The sequence below is a fragment of the Pseudomonas sp. MS646 genome, assembly GCF_036693845.1.
Classification (GTDB): Bacteria; Pseudomonadota; Gammaproteobacteria; order Pseudomonadales; family Pseudomonadaceae; genus Aquipseudomonas; species Aquipseudomonas chlororaphis_E.
On sequence record NZ_CP144763.1, the window covers coordinates 464,937 to 481,244 of the forward strand.

11 protein-coding genes are annotated in these 16,308 nt (G+C 62.9%); all 11 read left to right on the forward strand.

The window, feature by feature from the left end:
- Positions 1-174 precede the first annotated feature (174 nt).
- The 11 genes from V3H56_RS02000 to hemE all read left to right on the forward strand — a co-directional run bounded on the left by V3H56_RS02000 (position 175) and on the right by hemE (position 15,982).
- Positions 175-1,239 (forward strand): pilus assembly protein PilM, encoded by a 1,065-nt coding sequence (locus tag V3H56_RS02000; RefSeq protein ID WP_123579405.1) that lies wholly within the window; start codon positions 175-177, stop codon positions 1,237-1,239.
- A complete protein-coding gene (locus tag V3H56_RS02005; protein WP_042731989.1) occupies positions 1,239-1,805 on the forward strand; it encodes a PilN domain-containing protein in 567 nt (188 codons plus the stop codon). Before V3H56_RS02000 ends, V3H56_RS02005 begins: the two co-directional genes overlap by 1 nt.
- On the forward strand, positions 1,802-2,425 hold the full coding sequence (pilO, locus tag V3H56_RS02010; protein ID WP_338474161.1) for a type 4a pilus biogenesis protein PilO: 624 nt from the start codon (positions 1,802-1,804) through the stop codon (positions 2,423-2,425). Before V3H56_RS02005 ends, pilO begins: the two co-directional genes overlap by 4 nt.
- Entirely contained in the window at positions 2,422-2,967 is a 546-nt protein-coding gene (locus V3H56_RS02015; protein ID WP_047736133.1) for a pilus assembly protein PilP, read from the forward strand. Before pilO ends, V3H56_RS02015 begins: the two co-directional genes overlap by 4 nt.
- Complete coding sequence (gene pilQ, locus V3H56_RS02020; protein ID WP_123579406.1) at positions 2,964-5,060, forward strand: type IV pilus secretin PilQ; 2,097 nt, start codon at positions 2,964-2,966, stop codon at positions 5,058-5,060. The genes V3H56_RS02015 and pilQ overlap by 4 nt, the downstream gene beginning before the upstream one ends.
- Before the next feature lie 4 nt (positions 5,061-5,064).
- A complete protein-coding gene (gene aroK, locus V3H56_RS02025; RefSeq protein ID WP_042731985.1) occupies positions 5,065-5,583 on the forward strand; it encodes a shikimate kinase AroK in 519 nt (172 codons plus the stop codon).
- Positions 5,584-5,727: 144 nt separating this feature from the next.
- Positions 5,728-6,828, forward strand: a complete 1,101-nt coding sequence (aroB, locus tag V3H56_RS02030) for a 3-dehydroquinate synthase (protein WP_042731984.1) — start codon at positions 5,728-5,730, stop codon at positions 6,826-6,828.
- A gap of 10 nt (positions 6,829-6,838) precedes the next feature.
- Complete coding sequence (locus tag V3H56_RS02035) at positions 6,839-8,416, forward strand: AAA family ATPase (RefSeq protein WP_338474162.1); 1,578 nt, start codon at positions 6,839-6,841, stop codon at positions 8,414-8,416.
- 351 nt (positions 8,417-8,767) lie between these two features.
- Positions 8,768-13,216 carry a glutamate synthase large subunit gene (gltB, locus tag V3H56_RS02040; protein ID WP_042731562.1) on the forward strand — a complete coding sequence of 1,483 codons (4,449 nt, stop codon included), beginning with the start codon at positions 8,768-8,770 and terminating at the stop codon, positions 13,214-13,216.
- A gap of 33 nt (positions 13,217-13,249) precedes the next feature.
- The gene (locus V3H56_RS02045) at positions 13,250-14,668 is read left to right on the forward strand and encodes an FAD-dependent oxidoreductase (protein ID WP_123579408.1); all 1,419 of its coding nucleotides are present in this window, start codon (positions 13,250-13,252) and stop codon (positions 14,666-14,668) included.
- A gap of 246 nt (positions 14,669-14,914) precedes the next feature.
- On the forward strand, positions 14,915-15,982 hold the full coding sequence (gene hemE / locus V3H56_RS02050) for a uroporphyrinogen decarboxylase (RefSeq protein WP_047736129.1): 1,068 nt from the start codon (positions 14,915-14,917) through the stop codon (positions 15,980-15,982).
- Positions 15,983-16,308: the final 326 nt, after the last annotated feature.

The following is a 16,308-nucleotide window of genomic DNA, read 5'->3' on the forward strand; positions in this document are numbered from 1 at the left end:
AAGGCGCCAGGTGCAGGGAAGGCCCCGTGCTTGCAACAAAGCGAAAAAAACGCTGGGCATTATAAGCATTTTTTTTCGCCAGGAATGCCATCCGGACGTCCGTCGGACCGGAGTGATTGAACGCAACGCATATTAGAGAGTCCGTAACTCACGGATAGTCATAGGGAATTGGTAGTGCTACGACTCTTCAATAAAAAAACCCATGCACTTCTGGGGATCGACATCAGTTCAACGTCGGTGAAGCTGCTGGAGTTGAGCCGCCAGGGCGAGCGCTACCGCGTCGAGTCCTACGCGGTGGAACCGCTGCCGGCCAATGCCGTGGTCGAGAAGAACATCGCCGAACTCGAAGGCGTAGGCCTGGCGTTGTCACGGGTTCTGGTCAAGGCCAGGACGCCCGTGCGCAGCGTGGCGGTGGCCGTGGCGGGGTCGGCGGTGATCACCAAGACCATCGAGATGGACGCCGGCCTGTCCGACGACGACATGGAAAACCAGCTCAAGATCGAGGCCGACCAATACATTCCCTATCCGCTGGATGAAGTGGCCATCGACTTCGAGGTCCAGGGCGTGTCGCCGCGCAGTGACGAGCGGGTCGAAGTGCTGCTGGCGGCCTGTCGCAAGGAAAACGTCGAGGTCCGCGAGGCCGCGCTGGCGCTGGCCGGGCTGACGGCCCGGGTGGTGGACGTGGAGGCCTATGCGCTGGAGCGTTCGTTCGGCCTGCTCGCCACGCAACTGGCTGCCTCCCAGGAGCGCCTGACCGTGGCGGTGGTCGACATCGGCGCGACCATGACCACCCTGAGCGTCCTGCACAACGGGCGCATCATCTATACCCGCGAACAATTGTTCGGTGGCCGCCAGCTCACCGAGGAAATCCAGCGCCGCTATGGCCTGACGCCCGAGCAAGCCGGCCTGGCGAAGAAGCAGGGCGGCCTGCCCGACGATTATGTCGGCGAGGTGCTGCAACCCTTTCGCGAGGCGCTGGTGCAGCAGGTGTCGCGTTCCTTGCAGTTTTTCTTCGCCTCGGGCCAGTACAACGCGGTGGACCATATCCTGCTGGCCGGCGGCACGGCCTCGGTCACCGGTCTGGACCGACTGATCGAACAGCGCCTGGGCACGCCGACCCAGGTGGCCAACCCGTTCACCAACATGGCCCTGAGCAGCAAGGTCAATGCCGGTGCGCTGGCCAGTGACGCGCCGGCACTCATGATCGCGTGCGGGCTGGCCCTCAGGAGTTTCGACTGATGGCGCGGATCAACCTCCTTCCCTGGCGCGAGGAACTGCGCGAGGAACGGCGCAAGCGTTTCCTGCTGGCGTTGGTCGGTGCGCTGGTCGGCGCGGTCGGCGTGACGCTGATTGCCGTGCAATACATCGACAGCGCCATCGACCATCAGGTGGCCCGCAACACCCATCTTTCGGAACAGATCGCCGTGCTGGACGAGCGCATCAAACAGATCGGCGACCTCAAGGCCCGTCGCCAGCAGTTGCTGGAACGCATGCGCATCATCCAGGACCTGCAAGGCAACCGGCCCGTCAGCGGGCGCATCTTCGACCAATTGACCAGGACGCTGCCGGACGGGGTTTACTTCACCGAAGTGAAGATGGAAGACGGCACGCTTTCCATCAAGGGGGCCGCCGAGTCCAACAACCGGGTCTCGGACCTGATGCGCAACCTCGATTCATCGGACCTGTTCGATACCCCCAGCCTGACCGAGGTCAAGGCCACCACGGCCGGTCAGCTTGACCAGGCCAACGTTTTCCAGCTGACGGTCCGCCAGACCCGTCCAGTCGATGCGGAGGACGCCCAATGAAGCCGGGGGAATGGCTGGAGGCCCTGCGCAAGGTCGATTTGCGCGAGCTCGACACCAATAACGTCGGTTCCTGGCCGGCACCGATCAAATGGCTGGCGGGCATCCTGCTGGTGGCCATGGTGCTGGGGTTGGGCTACAACTTTGCCTTGAGTGACCTGGAGAACCAGCTGCAGCAGGTGCGCGAGGAAGAAAACACCCTCAAGGAACAATTCGCGGGCAAGGCCCACATGGCGGCGAACCTTGAGCGTTACACCGAGCAGATGAAGCAGATGGAAGCGTCTTTCGGCGTGCTGTTGCGACAGTTGCCCAGCGACACCGAAGTGCCGGGCCTGCTGGAAGACATCACTCGCACCGGCATGGGCAGCGGTCTGGAGTTCGAGGAAATCAAGCTGCTGCCGGAAGTCACCCAGCCGTTCTACATCGAGTTGCCGATCCAGATCACCGTCACCGGCGGCTACCATGACCTGGCGACGTTCGTCAGCGGCGTGGCCGGGTTGCCCCGGATCGTCACGCTGCACGATTTCGAGATCGCGCCCATGGAGCCCGAGGCGGGCGCCAAGCTGCGCATGAGCATCCAGGCCAAGACCTACCGCTATAACGAGCAGGAGGCGCAGCCATGAGCACGGCGTCTCGCGTTTGCCTGCTGGCGGGCCTGCTGGCATTGACGGGCTGCAACAACGACGACGGTTTCAGCGACCTGGATGCCTACATGAACGAAGTGCGCCTGCGTCCGCCCGGAAAGATCGAGCCGACGCCGACGTTCAAGCCTGCGCAAACCTTCACCTACAGCGCCGCCAACCTGCGCAGCCCGTTTTCCCGACAGATCCGGGTGGACCAGGCGGGCCGCCAGCAGGGCTCGCGCAACGTCCGGCCCGATCCCAACCGGGTCAAGCAGTACCTGGAAGGCTTCAATATCGAGCAATTCGAAATGGTCGGCACGATCTCCAATGCCAGCGGTTCCTTCGCGCTGCTGCGCGGCGCCAGCGGGGTGCATCGGCTAAAGGTTGGTGACTACCTGGGGCGCAACGACGGACGGATCGTCGCCATTACCGCCACTGAGGTCGATGTGATCGAAATCGTTCCCGATGGCGAGGGCGCCTGGCTGGAGCGACCACGGACCATTCCCTTGAAAGAGCACTCATTAGTGGAAACCCAACAATGAACAGGATTTTTTCAGCCTTTGGTGTTTCGCTAGGGATAGCGCTCTTATCACCGATGGTTCATGGGGCCGGCCTGAAGACCCTGGACGTGGCGGCGCTGCCGGGCGACCGCGTCGAATTGAAACTCTCCTTCGACGGGCCGCCGCCGACGCCGCGGGGCTACACCACCGAACAGCCGGCGCGGATCGCCCTGGACCTGCCGGGCGTCACCAATCAACTGGCGAGCAAGAGCCATGACCTGGGCGGCGGCAATGCCCGCAGCGCCACCGTGGTCGAAGCAGGGGATCGCACCCGGCTGATCATAGGGCTGACTCAGTTGGCGCCGTATAACACCCGCATCGAGGGTAACAACCTGTTCGTGGTGGTGGGCAAGGGCGCGGTTCCTGCGATAACCCCTGCGACAGTCCCCGCGCCGGCCGCCGCGGCGCCGCGCCCGGCGCTGGCCAGTGCGGCCCCGGTGAAGGCCCGCGCGCCGGCGGGCAAGGCGATTCGCGGGGTGGACTTCCAGCGCGGCACCCAGGGCGAGGGCAATGTCGTGATCGACTTGTCCGACCCCGCCATCGCGCCGGATATCCAGGAGCGTGAAGGCAAGATCATCCTCAATTTCGCCCGCACGCAGCTGCCCGAACCCCTGCGGGTGCGCCTGGATGTGAAGGATTTCGCCACCCCGGTGCAGTTCGTCAATGCCAGTGCCGGCACCGACCGGGCGACGATCAGCATCGAGCCCAGTGGCACCTTCGATTATTCGACCTACCAGACCGACAACAAGCTCACCGTCAGCGTTCGGCCCATGACCGTCGAGGACTTGCAAAAGCGCAATGCCGATCGCGCTGCCTACAGTGGTGAAAAGCTTTCCCTCAACTTCCAGGACATCGAGGTGCGCTCGGTCCTGCAACTGATTGCCGATTTCACCAACCTGAACCTGGTGGCGAGCGACACGGTGCAGGGTGGCATCACCCTGCGGTTGCAGAATGTGCCGTGGGACCAGGCGCTGGACCTGGTGCTCAAGACCAAGGGCCTGGACAAGCGCAAGGTCGGCAACGTGCTGCTGGTGGCGCCGGCCGACGAGATTGCGGCGCGTGAGCGCCAGGAGCTCGAATCCCAGAAGCAGATTGCCGACCTGGCGCCGCTGCGCCGGGAGCTGCTGCAGGTCAACTATGCCAAGGCCGCGGACATCGCCAAGCTGTTCCAGTCGGTGACCAGCGCCGAGGCCAAGGCCGATGAGCGTGGCACGATCACGGTCGATGAGCGCACCAACAACATCATTGCCTACCAGACCCAGGACCGGCTCGACGAGTTGCGTCGGATCGTCGCGCAGTTGGATATCCCGGTGCGTCAGGTAATGATCGAGGCCCGGATCGTCGAGGCCAACGTCGACTACGACAAGAACCTGGGCGTTCGCTGGGGCGGTTCGATACAGAACCAGGGCAACTGGAACTCTTCCGGGGTCACGTCCGGGACTTCCACGACCATCGGCACGCCGGGGAGTACGGGCACCAACCAGCCGTTCGTCGACATGGGTGTGTCAGGCAACACCTCGGGGATCGGCATTGCGTTCATCACCGACAACGTCCTGCTGGACCTGGAATTGACGGCGATGGAGAAAACCGGCAACGGCGAAATCGTTTCCCAGCCCAAGGTCGTGACCTCCGACAAGGAGACGGCGAAGATCCTCAAGGGCACGGAAATTCCCTACCAGGAAGCCAGCTCCAGTGGTGCTACCTCGGTGTCGTTCAAGGAGGCCTCGCTATCGCTGGAAGTCACTCCGCAGATCACGCCGGACAACCGCATCATCATGGAGGTCAAGGTCACCAAGGATGAGCCCGACTACCTGAACAAGGTGCAGGAGGTGCCGCCGATCAAGAAAAACGAGGTCAATGCCAAGGTGCTGGTCAACGACGGCGAGACCATTGTGATTGGCGGGGTTTTCTCGAATACTCAGAGCAAGGTTGTAGATAAGGTGCCATTTCTTGGCGATGTGCCGTATCTTGGCCGCCTTTTCCGGCGTGATGTGGTCTCGGAGAAAAAATCCGAGCTGCTGGTGTTCCTCACTCCGCGTATCATGAACAACCAGGCGATTGCTGTGAGTCGTTGATTCTGTGCGAAATTTGATTCTTGTAGGGCCGATGGGGGCTGGAAAAAGCACCATCGGCCGTTTGCTGGCCAAAGAGCTGCGCCTGCCGTTCAAAGATTCCGACAAGGAAATTGAATTGCGCACGGGCGCCAATATCCCATGGATCTTCGACAAGGAAGGCGAACCGGGCTTTCGTGACCGTGAGCAGGCGATGATCGCCGAGCTGTGCGCGTTCGAGGGCGTGGTGCTGGCCACCGGTGGCGGCGCGGTCATGCGCGAAGCCAATCGTCGGGCGCTGCATGCCGGCGGACGGGTGGTCTACCTGCACGCGTCGGTCGAACAGCAGGTCGGTCGCACGGCACGCGACCGAAACCGGCCGTTGTTGCGCACCGCCGATCCGGCCAAGACCCTGCGCGACCTGCTGGAGTTGCGTGATCCGCTGTACCGGGAGATCGCCGACCTGGTGGTGGAAACCGATGAACGGCCGCCGCGGATGGTGGTGCTGGACATCCTTGAGCGCTTGCAGCAACTGCCTCCCCGTTAATGCGCCTGGCGAAATGCGCTATCCTCGACGTCCCGTCGTGGCCCGCTTGGGGCGTGGCGTATGGCCATTGGGCGGCGTCGTATCACCGTGGACTTTCGTTAATTGCAGGCAGGACGCCTGATTCCATCTTCACTGTGGGGACACATGCAGACACTTAAGGTCGACCTGGGCGAGCGCAGCTACCCGATTCACATTGGCGAAGGTTTGCTGGACCAGCCTGAACTGCTGGCGCCGCATATCGCCGGGCGACAAGTGGCGATCATCTCCAACGAAACCGTCGCCCCCCTGTACCTGGAACGCCTGGCTCGCACCTTGTCGGCCTATTCGGTCATTTCCGTGGTACTGCCCGACGGCGAAGCGTTCAAGAACTGGGAAACCCTGCAACTGATCTTCGATGGCCTGCTGAGCGCGCGGCACGACCGCCGCACCACGGTCGTGGCCCTGGGGGGCGGTGTGATCGGCGACATGGCCGGCTTTGCCGCCGCCTGCTACCAGCGCGGCGTCGATTTCATCCAGATCCCTACCACGCTGCTGTCCCAGGTCGACTCCTCGGTGGGCGGCAAGACCGGCATCAACCATCCGCTGGGCAAGAACATGGTCGGTGCGTTCTATCAGCCCAACGTGGTGCTGATCGACACGGCCACCCTCAACACCCTGTCGGCCCGCGAGCTGTCCGCCGGGTTGGCGGAAGTCATCAAGTACGGGCTGATCTGCGACGAGCCGTTCCTGGGCTGGCTTGAAGAGAATGTCGACCGCCTGCGAGCCCTGGATCAGACGGCCCTGACCTACGCCATCGAGCGCTCCTGCGCCGCCAAGGCTGCGGTGGTCGGTGCCGACGAACGGGAGTCGGGCGTGCGTGCCACGCTCAACCTGGGTCATACGTTCGGCCACGCCATCGAAACCCACATGGGCTATGGTGTCTGGCTGCATGGCGAGGCCGTGGCGGCGGGGACGGTCATGGCCCTGGAGATGTCCGCGCGGCTGGGCTGGATCAGCGAGCAGGAGCGTGATCGCGGCATTCGCCTGTTCCAGCGTGCCGGGCTGCCGGTGATCCCGCCCGAGGAAATGACCGAGGCGGATTTCCTCGAACACATGGCAATCGACAAGAAAGTGATCGACGGTCGTCTGCGTCTGGTGCTGCTGCGCCGCATGGGCGAAGCGGTAGTGACCGACGATTATCCGAAAGAGGTTCTACAGGCCACGCTGGGAGCGGACTACCGCGCCCTGGCTCAGCTTAAAGGTTAATAAGATTCCGATGACTAGTTTGCATGCCGACGAGGCGTTCCTCGGCCATTTCCAGTTGAGTCACGACCCTTTTGCGCCACGGGTCCCGGGCTTCAAGTTCTTCCCTGCCCAGCGCAAGCCGGTGCTGGGCCAGTTGCATCACCTGGCGCGTTACAGCCAGTTGCTGCTGGTGGTCACCGGTCCCCAGGGCAGCGGCAAGACCTTGCTGCGCCAGGCCCTGGTGGCCAGCACCAACAAGCAGTCCGTGCAGAGCGTGGTGGTGTCTGCCCGCGGCGCCGGCGATGCCGCGGGTGTGTTGCGCCAGGTGGCCGAGGCGCTGAATGTGGCCCAGGCCGAAATCGGTGCGATTCTCGACCAGATCGTGCAACTGGCGCTGACCGGGCAGGAAGTCTACCTGCTGGTGGACGACGCCGAGCAGCTTGACGAGTCGGCCCTCGAAGCCCTGCTGGCCCTGGCGGCCGGCGCGCCGGAAGGCCGTCCCCATGTGTTCCTGTTCGGTGAGTCGTCGCTGATCGCCGAGCTGGATCAACTGAGCCTCGAGGAAGAGCGCTTCCACGTCATCGAACTGGCGCCCTACACCGAGGAAGAGACCCGTGAATACCTGGCCCAGCGTCTTGAGGGGGCAGGCCGGGGTATCGAACTTTTTACCGCCGATCAGATCTCTGAGATTCACCAAAGCGCCGACGGCTGGCCTGGCAACATCAACCAGGTTGCCCGCGATGCTCTGATCGAAGTCATGATCGCCAGCCGCTCCGCGGTGAAGCGTCCAAGTATGGGGTTCAACATGCCGAAGAAACACGTATTGGCGATTTCCGCCGTGGTCGTGGTCGCGGTCGCTGCCGCCTGGCTGATGCCAGGGCGCAACAAGGCGCCTACCACGGGCACACCTGCCAACGAACAGGCACAACTGCCCCTCGGCCAGGGCACGCCACAACCTAACGGCGGCGCACCGGCGGTGGAATTTGCCGGCAACACCCAGCCAATGCCGCTGCCGCTGGTCGGCCAGTCGCAACCGGTCATGCGTGGGCCCCTGGCCGAAGCCGCCGGCGGAATCACCGAGGGTGACGATGGCGCGGCACCGCCGATCGACGACAGCAGCGACACGCCGCCGACCGTGACCACCACCGCGCCGCCAGCCGGCGTGCCGGCCGGTCCGGCCCCGACGCCAGCACCGACCCCGGCCGCCAAGCCAACCCCGGCCCCGACCCAGGTGGCCACCGCCAAGCCCGCGCCGACGCCGGCCCCGGCCACCAAGCCCGCCGCGCCGGCGGCCAAGCCTGCGGCACCGGCCAAGGCCGCTGGCGGCAACTGGTACGCCGGCCAGGCACCGAGCAACTACGTGGTGCAGATCCTCGGCACCAGCTCGGAAGCCACCGCCCAGAACTTCGTCAAGGAGCAGGGCGGCGAGTACCGCTATTTCAAGAAAGTGCTCAACGGCAAGCCGCTGTATGTCATCACCTATGGCAGCTTTGCCAACCGTGATGCCGCTGTTTCCGCCATCAAGGCCTTGCCAGCGAAGGTCCAGGCTGGTAAACCTTGGCCTCGCACTGTCGCCAGTGTCCAACAGGAACTGGCTGCAACTCGCTGAAGATTCGGCGGCCTTACCCAGGCCGCCTCTCCCGGCAACCTCAACATTTCCACAAGGGCGAGCGACCTTTCGGGCCGCGCGCCTTGTGGTGTCTGCGTCACAGTAGCGTTTGAGTCGTCGCGGTCGGAACCCAAAAAAGTTTTGACTAGCACAGCATATAGCTTTAAACCTTTCACAAATGCGACATGAATTTGCGACAGTTCGTCGTCAAATTTGTGGGGCTTCGTGTCGGTGTGTACAATGACCTCCCTTTTGCCCCCGCAAAGCTGGCGTACGTTCGGCGCGGCATGCAACTGGTTGAATTGAAAAGAAATTTGCCTCGATTAGAGGCAGCCTGGTGAGAAAGTGTCTATGAAAGCAGGTCTGTACCAACCAGATGAATTCAAGGATAACTGTGGTTTCGGCCTGATAGCCCATATGCAGGGCGAGCCCAGCCATACCCTTTTGCAAACGGCCATTGAGGCCCTGACCTGCATGACCCACCGCGGTGGGATCAACGCCGACGGCAAGACCGGTGACGGTTGCGGCTTGCTGATTCAAAAGCCTGATGAGTTCCTGCGTGCCATTGCCCAGGAAACGTTTGGCGTGACCCTGCCCAAGCAATACGCCGTGGGCATGGTGTTCTTCAACCAGGACCCGGTGAAGGCACAGGCTGCTCGCGAGAACATGAACCGCGAGATCCTGGCCGCCGGCCTGCAACTGGTTGGCTGGCGCAAAGTGCCGATCGACACCAGCGTCCTCGGCCGCCTGGCCCTGGAGCGCCTGCCGCAGATCGAACAGGTGTTCATCGCCGGCGATGGCCTGAGCGACCAGGAAATGTCGATCAAGCTGTTCAGCTCCCGTCGTCGTTCGTCCGTGGCCAATGCCGCCGACACCGATCACTACATCTGCAGCTTTTCCCACAAGACCATCATCTACAAAGGCCTGATGATGCCGGCGGACCTTACCGCCTTCTATCCGGACCTGAGCGACGAGCGCCTGAAAACCGCGATCTGCGTGTTCCACCAGCGCTTCTCCACCAACACCTTGCCGAAATGGCCGCTGGCCCAGCCATTCCGCTTCCTCGCCCACAACGGCGAGATCAACACCATCACCGGCAACCGCAACTGGGCCCTGGCCCGTCGCACCAAGTTCGCCAACGACCTGATGCCGGACCTCGAAGAACTCGGTCCGCTGGTCAACCGCGTCGGTTCCGACTCCTCCAGTATGGACAACATGCTGGAGTTGATGGTGACCGGTGGCATCGACCTGTTCCGCGGCGTGCGCATGCTGGTGCCGCCGGCGTGGCAGAACGTCGAGACCATGGACCCGGACCTGCGGGCCTTCTACGAATACAACTCCATGCACATGGAACCGTGGGACGGCCCGGCCGGGATCGTCATGACCGACGGTCGCTACGCCGTGTGCCTGTTGGACCGTAACGGCCTGCGCCCGGCGCGCTGGGTCACCACTACCAACGGTTTCATCACCCTGGCATCGGAAATCGGCGTCTGGAACTACCAGCCGGCGGACGTTATCGCCAAGGGCCGCGTGGGCCCGGGCCAGATCTTCGCCGTGGACACCGAGACCGGCCAGATCCTCGACACCGACGCCATCGACAACCGGCTCAAGTCCCGTCATCCGTACAAGCAATGGCTGCGCAAGAATGCCCTGCGCATCCAGGCGACCATGGAAGACAACGACCATGGTTCGGCGTTCTACGACGTCGACCAGCTCAAGCAATACATGAAGATGTACCAGGTGACGTTCGAAGAGCGTGACCAGGTGCTGCGTCCGCTGGGCGAGCAAGGCTACGAAGCGGTCGGTTCCATGGGCGACGACACGCCGATGGCCGTGCTGTCGCAGCGCGTGCGTACGCCGTACGATTATTTCCGCCAGCAGTTCGCCCAGGTCACCAACCCGCCGATCGACCCGCTGCGTGAAGCGATCGTGATGTCGTTGGAAATCTGCCTGGGCGCCGAGCGCAACATCTTCCAGGAGTCGCCGGAGCACGCGTCGCGCGTGATCCTCAGCTCGCCGGTCATTTCCCCGGCCAAATGGCGCTCGCTGACCAACCTCGACCGTCCGGGCTTCGAGCGTCAGGTCATCGACCTGAACTACGACGAAAGCATCGGCCTCGAAGCGGCGATCCGCAATGTGGCCGACCAGGCTGAAGAAGCCGCGCGTGCCGGGCGCACCCAGATCGTGCTGAGCGACCGTCACATCGCTCCGGGCAAATTGCCGATCCACGCCTCGCTGGCGACCGGCGCGGTGCACCATCGCCTGACCGAAAAAGGCCTGCGCTGCGACTCCAACATCCTGGTGGAAACCGCCACCGCCCGCGACCCGCATCACTTCGCGGTGCTGATCGGTTTCGGTGCCTCGGCGGTGTACCCGTTCCTGGCCTACGAAGTGCTGGGCGACCTGATCCGGACCGGCGAAGTACTGGGCGACCTCTACGAGGTGTTCAAGAACTACCGCCGCGGCATCACCAAGGGCCTGCTCAAGATCCTCTCGAAGATGGGCATCTCGACCATCGCGTCGTACCGTGGCGCGCAATTGTTCGAAGCCATCGGCCTGTCCGAAGAAGTCTGCGAACTGAGCTTCCGTGGCGTACCAAGCCGCATCAAGGGCGCACGCTTCGTCGACATCGAGGCCGAACAGAAAGCCCTTGCGGCCGAAGCCTGGAGCCCGCGCAAGCCGATCCAGCAGGGCGGCCTGCTGAAGTTCGTCCACGGCGGCGAATACCACGCCTACAACCCGGACGTGGTCAACACCCTGCAAGCGGCCGTGCAACAGGGCGACTACAGCAAGTTCAAGGAATACACCGCACTGGTGGACAACCGTCCGGTGTCGATGATCCGCGACCTGCTCAAGGTCAAGACGCTCGAGGCGCCGCTGGACGTCAGCGAAGTGGAGCCACTGGAATCGGTGCTCAAGCGCTTCGACTCCGCCGGTATTTCCCTGGGCGCCCTGTCTCCGGAAGCGCACGAAGCCCTGGCTGAAGCCATGAACCGCCTCGGTGCGCGTTCCAACTCCGGCGAAGGCGGCGAAGACCCGGCGCGCTACGGCACCCTCAAGAGTTCGAAAATCAAGCAGGTCGCCACCGGCCGCTTCGGTGTGACGCCCGAATACCTGGTCAACGCCGAAGTGCTGCAGATCAAGGTGGCCCAGGGCGCCAAGCCCGGCGAAGGCGGCCAGCTGCCCGGCGGCAAGGTCAACGGCCTGATCGCCAAGCTGCGCTACGCGGTGCCTGGCGTGACCCTGATCTCGCCGCCACCGCACCACGACATCTACTCGATCGAAGACCTGTCGCAACTGATCTTCGACCTCAAGCAGGTGAACCCGCAGGCGCTGGTTTCGGTGAAACTGGTGGCGGAAGCCGGCGTGGGCACCATCGCCGCTGGCGTGGCCAAGGCCTATGCCGACCTGATCACCATCTCCGGCTACGATGGCGGCACCGGCGCATCGCCGCTGACCTCGATCAAGTACGCTGGCGCGCCATGGGAGCTGGGCCTGGCCGAAACTCACCAGACCCTGCGCGGCAACGACTTGCGCGGCAAGGTCCGGGTGCAGACCGATGGCGGCCTGAAAACCGGCCTGGACGTGATCAAGGCCGCGATCCTCGGCGCCGAGAGCTTCGGCTTCGGCACCGCGCCGATGATCGCCCTGGGTTGCAAATACCTGCGCATCTGCCACCTGAACAACTGCGCCACCGGCGTGGCGACCCAGAACGACAAGCTGCGCAAGGACCACTACATCGGCACCGTCGACATGGTGGTGAACTTCTTCACCTACGTGGCCGAAGAAACCCGTGAGTGGCTGGCGAAGCTGGGCGTGCGGTCGCTTGAAGAACTGATCGGTCGTACCGACCTGCTGGAAGTGATCGAAGGCCAGACCGCCAAGCAGCATCACCTGGACCTGAGCCCGTTGCTGGGCAGCGACCTCATCCCGGCGGACAAGCCTCAGTTCTGCCAGGTCGATCGCAACCCGCCGTTCGACAAGGGTGAGTTGGCCGAGAAAATGGTCGAGATGGCCGCTTCGGCGATCAACGACCTGAGCGGTGCCGAATTCGCCTTGGATATCTGCAACTGCGACCGTTCCATCGGCGCGCGGATCTCCGGCGAAATTGCCCGCAAGCACGGCAACCAGGGCATGGCCAAGGCACCGGTGACCTTCCGCTTCAAGGGCACCGCCGGCCAGAGTTTCGGCGTCTGGAACGCCGGCGGCTTGAACATGTACCTCGAAGGCGACGCCAACGACTACGTGGGCAAGGGCATGACCGGCGGCAAGCTGGTCATCGTTCCGCCCAAGGGCAGCGTCTACCGGACCCAGGACAGTGCCATCATCGGCAACACCTGCCTGTACGGCGCCACGGGCGGCAAGCTGTTCGCCGCCGGCACCGCGGGCGAGCGCTTCGCCGTGCGTAACTCCGGTGCCCACACCGTGGTGGAAGGCACCGGGGATCACTGCTGCGAGTACATGACCGGCGGTTTCGTCTGCGTACTGGGCAAGACCGGTTACAACTTCGGCTCTGGCATGACCGGTGGTTTCGCCTACGTGCTCGACCAGGACAACACCTTCGTTGACCGGGTCAACCACGAACTGGTGGAAATCCAGCGGATCAGCGGCGAGGCGATGGAAGCCTATCGCAGCCACCTGCAACGCGTACTGGACGAGTACGTCGAGGAAACCGACAGCGAGTGGGGTCGTGAACTCGCCGAGAACCTCGATGACTACGTGCGCCGCTTCTGGCTGGTCAAGCCGAAGGCTGCCAACCTGAAGTCGTTGCTTTCCAGCACCCGTGCCAACCCGCAGTGATATGCGCCTGAAGAGTTTGATGAGGTTTTAACAATGGCTGAACGTCTGAATAACGACTTCCAGTTCATCGATGTCGGGCGCAAGGATCCGAAGAAGAAACTGTTGCGTCAACGCAAGAAAGAGTTCGTGGAAATCTACGAGCCTTTCAAACCCCAGCAGTCGGCCGACCAGGCCCACCGCTGCCTGGGTTGCGGTAACCCGTACTGCGAATGGAAGTGCCCGGTGCACAACTTCATTCCCAACTGGCTGAAGCTGGTGGCCGAGGGCAACATCCTCCAGGCCGCCGAGCTGTCGCACCAGACCAACACCCTGCCGGAAGTCTGCGGCCGGGTGTGCCCGCAGGACCGCCTGTGCGAGGGTGCCTGCACCCTGAACGACGGGTTTGGCGCGGTGACCATCGGTTCGGTGGAGAAGTACATCACCGACACCGCGTTCGCCATGGGCTGGCGCCCGGACATGTCCAAGGTCAAACCGACCGGCAAGCGCGTGGCCATCATCGGCGCGGGCCCGGCGGGCCTGGGGTGTGCCGACGTGCTGGTGCGCGGCGGGGTAACCCCGGTGGTGTTCGACAAGAACCCGGAAATCGGCGGCCTGCTGACCTTCGGCATTCCCGAGTTCAAGCTGGAAAAGACCGTGCTGAGCAATCGTCGCGAAGTCTTCACCGGCATGGGCATCGAGTTCCGCCTGAACACCGAGGTGGGCAAGGACGTGACCATGGAGCAACTGCTGGCCGAGTACGATGCGGTCTTCATGGGCATGGGCACCTACACCTACATGAAGGGCGGCTTTGCCGGCGAGGACCTGCCGGGCGTGTACGACGCGCTGGATTTCCTGATCGCCAACGTCAACCGCAACCTGGGCTTTGAAAAGTCGCCGGAAGACTTCGTCGACATGAAGGGCAAGAAGGTCGTGGTACTGGGTGGCGGCGACACGGCGATGGACTGTAACCGCACGTCGATTCGTCAAGGTGCCAAGTCGGTGACCTGCGCCTACCGTCGTGACGAGGCCAACATGCCCGGCTCGCGCAAAGAGGTGAAGAACGCCAAGGAAGAAGGCGTGAAATTCCTCTATAACCGCCAACCGATTGCGATTGTCGGTGAAGACAAGGTCGAAGGCGTGAAGGTGGTCGAGACCCGTCTCGGCGAACCCGACGCCCGCGGTCGCCGCAGCCCCGAGCCGATCCCCGGATCCGAAGAAATCATCCCGGCCGACGCCGTGGTCATCGCCTTCGGCTTCCGTCCGAGCCCGGCGCCGTGGTTCGAGCAGTTCAGCATCCAGACCGACAGCCAGGGCCGGGTCGTGGCGCCGGAGCAAGGCCAGTACAAGCACCAGACCAGCAACCCGAAGATCTTCGCCGGTGGCGACATGGTCCGTGGTTCCGACCTGGTGGTGACGGCGATCTTCGAAGGCCGTAATGCGGCTGAAGGGATCCTGGATTACCTGCAAGTCTGACCTCGGGTTGGCGTACAGTTAAACCTGTGGGAGCGGGCTTGCTCGCGAATACGGTGTATCAGTTGACAGAAATGTTGCCTGACTCACCGCATTCGCGAGCAAGCCCGCTCCCACAGTCGCTCTGTGGTGTAGGGAATACCAAGTCCACCGCGACAAATTGACCCGATAGACAAAAGGCTGACCTGCATCCGTGCCTTTTGCGTCGCGCTCTGAGAAAATGCCCGCACTTTTTTTCCGGATGCCGACATGACTGCCCTGAAGAACGACCGTTTCCTTCGCGCCCTGCTCAAGCAACCCGTAGACGTCACCCCGGTGTGGATGATGCGCCAGGCGGGTCGCTACCTGCCGGAGTACCGCGCCAGTCGCGCCAAGGCCGGCGACTTCATGAGCCTGTGCATGAACCCGCAGTTCGCCTGCGAAGTCACGTTGCAACCGCTGGACCGTTACCCGCAGCTGGACGCGGCGATCCTGTTCTCCGACATCCTCACCATTCCCGATGCCATGGGCCAGGGCCTGTACTTCGAGACCGGCGAAGGCCCGCGCTTCAAGAAAGTCGTCAGCACCCTGGCCGACATCGAAGCGCTGCCGATTCCCGACCCGCAGAAAGACCTGGGCTACGTCATGGACGCGGTCAGCACCATCCGTCGTGAGCTCAACGGCCGTGTGCCGCTGATCGGTTTCTCCGGCAGCCCGTGGACCCTGGCCACCTACATGGTCGAAGGCGGCTCGTCGAAGGACTTCCGCAAGACCAAGGCCATGCTCTACGACAACCCGCAAGCCATGCACCTGCTGCTGGATAAACTGGCGCAGTCGGTGACGTCCTACCTCAATGGCCAGATCCTGGCCGGTGCGCAAGCGGTGCAGATCTTCGACACCTGGGGCGGCAACCTGTCGGCGGCGGCTTACCAGGAGTTCTCCCTGGCCTACATGCGCAAGATCGTCAGCGGCCTGATCCGCGAGCACGAGGGCCGCAAGGTCCCGGTGATCCTGTTTACCAAGAACGGCGGCCTGTGGCTGGAAAGCATCGCCGATGTTGGCGCCGATGCCCTTGGCCTGGACTGGACCTGCGACATCGGCAACGCCCGTGAGCGCGTCGGTCACAAGGTCGCCCTGCAAGGCAACATGGACCCGACCGTGCTGTATGCCAAGCCCGAGGCCATCCGTGCCGAAGTCGCACGTATCCTCGCCAGCTACGGCAGCGGCAGTGGCCACGTGTTCAACCTCGGCCATGGCATCACCCCGGAAGTCGATCCGGAACACGCCGGTGCCTTCCTGCGGGCGGTGCACGAGTTGTCGGCGCAATACCACCCGTAACAGTTGCGACGTTGACCCCAGCCTGTCCGGACCCGTGCCGGACAGGCTTTTTATTGCCCGTTGTTTATCCACTCAACATCAAACTCATTCACGTCTGATGTTTCTGTTTGTTTATGTTGGGTGGCTGTTTCTATGGGTAAGAGATTTCTTTTGTCATGTAAGGGGAAATCGATTCAGAGATCATTCCTTCCCCCTTGGGAGATTTGCCCTACATAGCGAGGTTTCGATTTTCTATAAGGTTTCGGCGCTTGCGAGGTGCGGCGCCAAACGATCCGGCGTGCCTTTCAAGATGACGGTTATACGTCCTTAAATCTCGATGACTAGTC

Excerpts from the sequence above, each read along its gene's own strand:
- V3H56_RS02045 (WP_123579408.1), top strand. The coding sequence starts at position 13,250 with ATGGCTGAACGTCTGAATAACGACTTCCAGTTCATCGATGTCGGGCGC.
- V3H56_RS02015 (WP_047736133.1), top strand. The coding sequence starts at position 2,422 with ATGAGCACGGCGTCTCGCGTTTGCCTGCTGGCGGGCCTGCTGGCATTG.
- pilO (WP_338474161.1), top strand. The coding sequence starts at position 1,802 with ATGAAGCCGGGGGAATGGCTGGAGGCCCTGCGCAAGGTCGATTTGCGC.
- V3H56_RS02005 (WP_042731989.1), top strand. The coding sequence starts at position 1,239 with ATGGCGCGGATCAACCTCCTTCCCTGGCGCGAGGAACTGCGCGAGGAA.
- pilQ (WP_123579406.1), top strand. The coding sequence starts at position 2,964 with ATGAACAGGATTTTTTCAGCCTTTGGTGTTTCGCTAGGGATAGCGCTC.
- hemE (WP_047736129.1), top strand. The coding sequence starts at position 14,915 with ATGACTGCCCTGAAGAACGACCGTTTCCTTCGCGCCCTGCTCAAGCAA.
- aroB (WP_042731984.1), top strand. The coding sequence starts at position 5,728 with ATGCAGACACTTAAGGTCGACCTGGGCGAGCGCAGCTACCCGATTCAC.
- V3H56_RS02035 (WP_338474162.1), top strand. The coding sequence starts at position 6,839 with ATGACTAGTTTGCATGCCGACGAGGCGTTCCTCGGCCATTTCCAGTTG.
- gltB (WP_042731562.1), top strand. The coding sequence starts at position 8,768 with ATGAAAGCAGGTCTGTACCAACCAGATGAATTCAAGGATAACTGTGGT.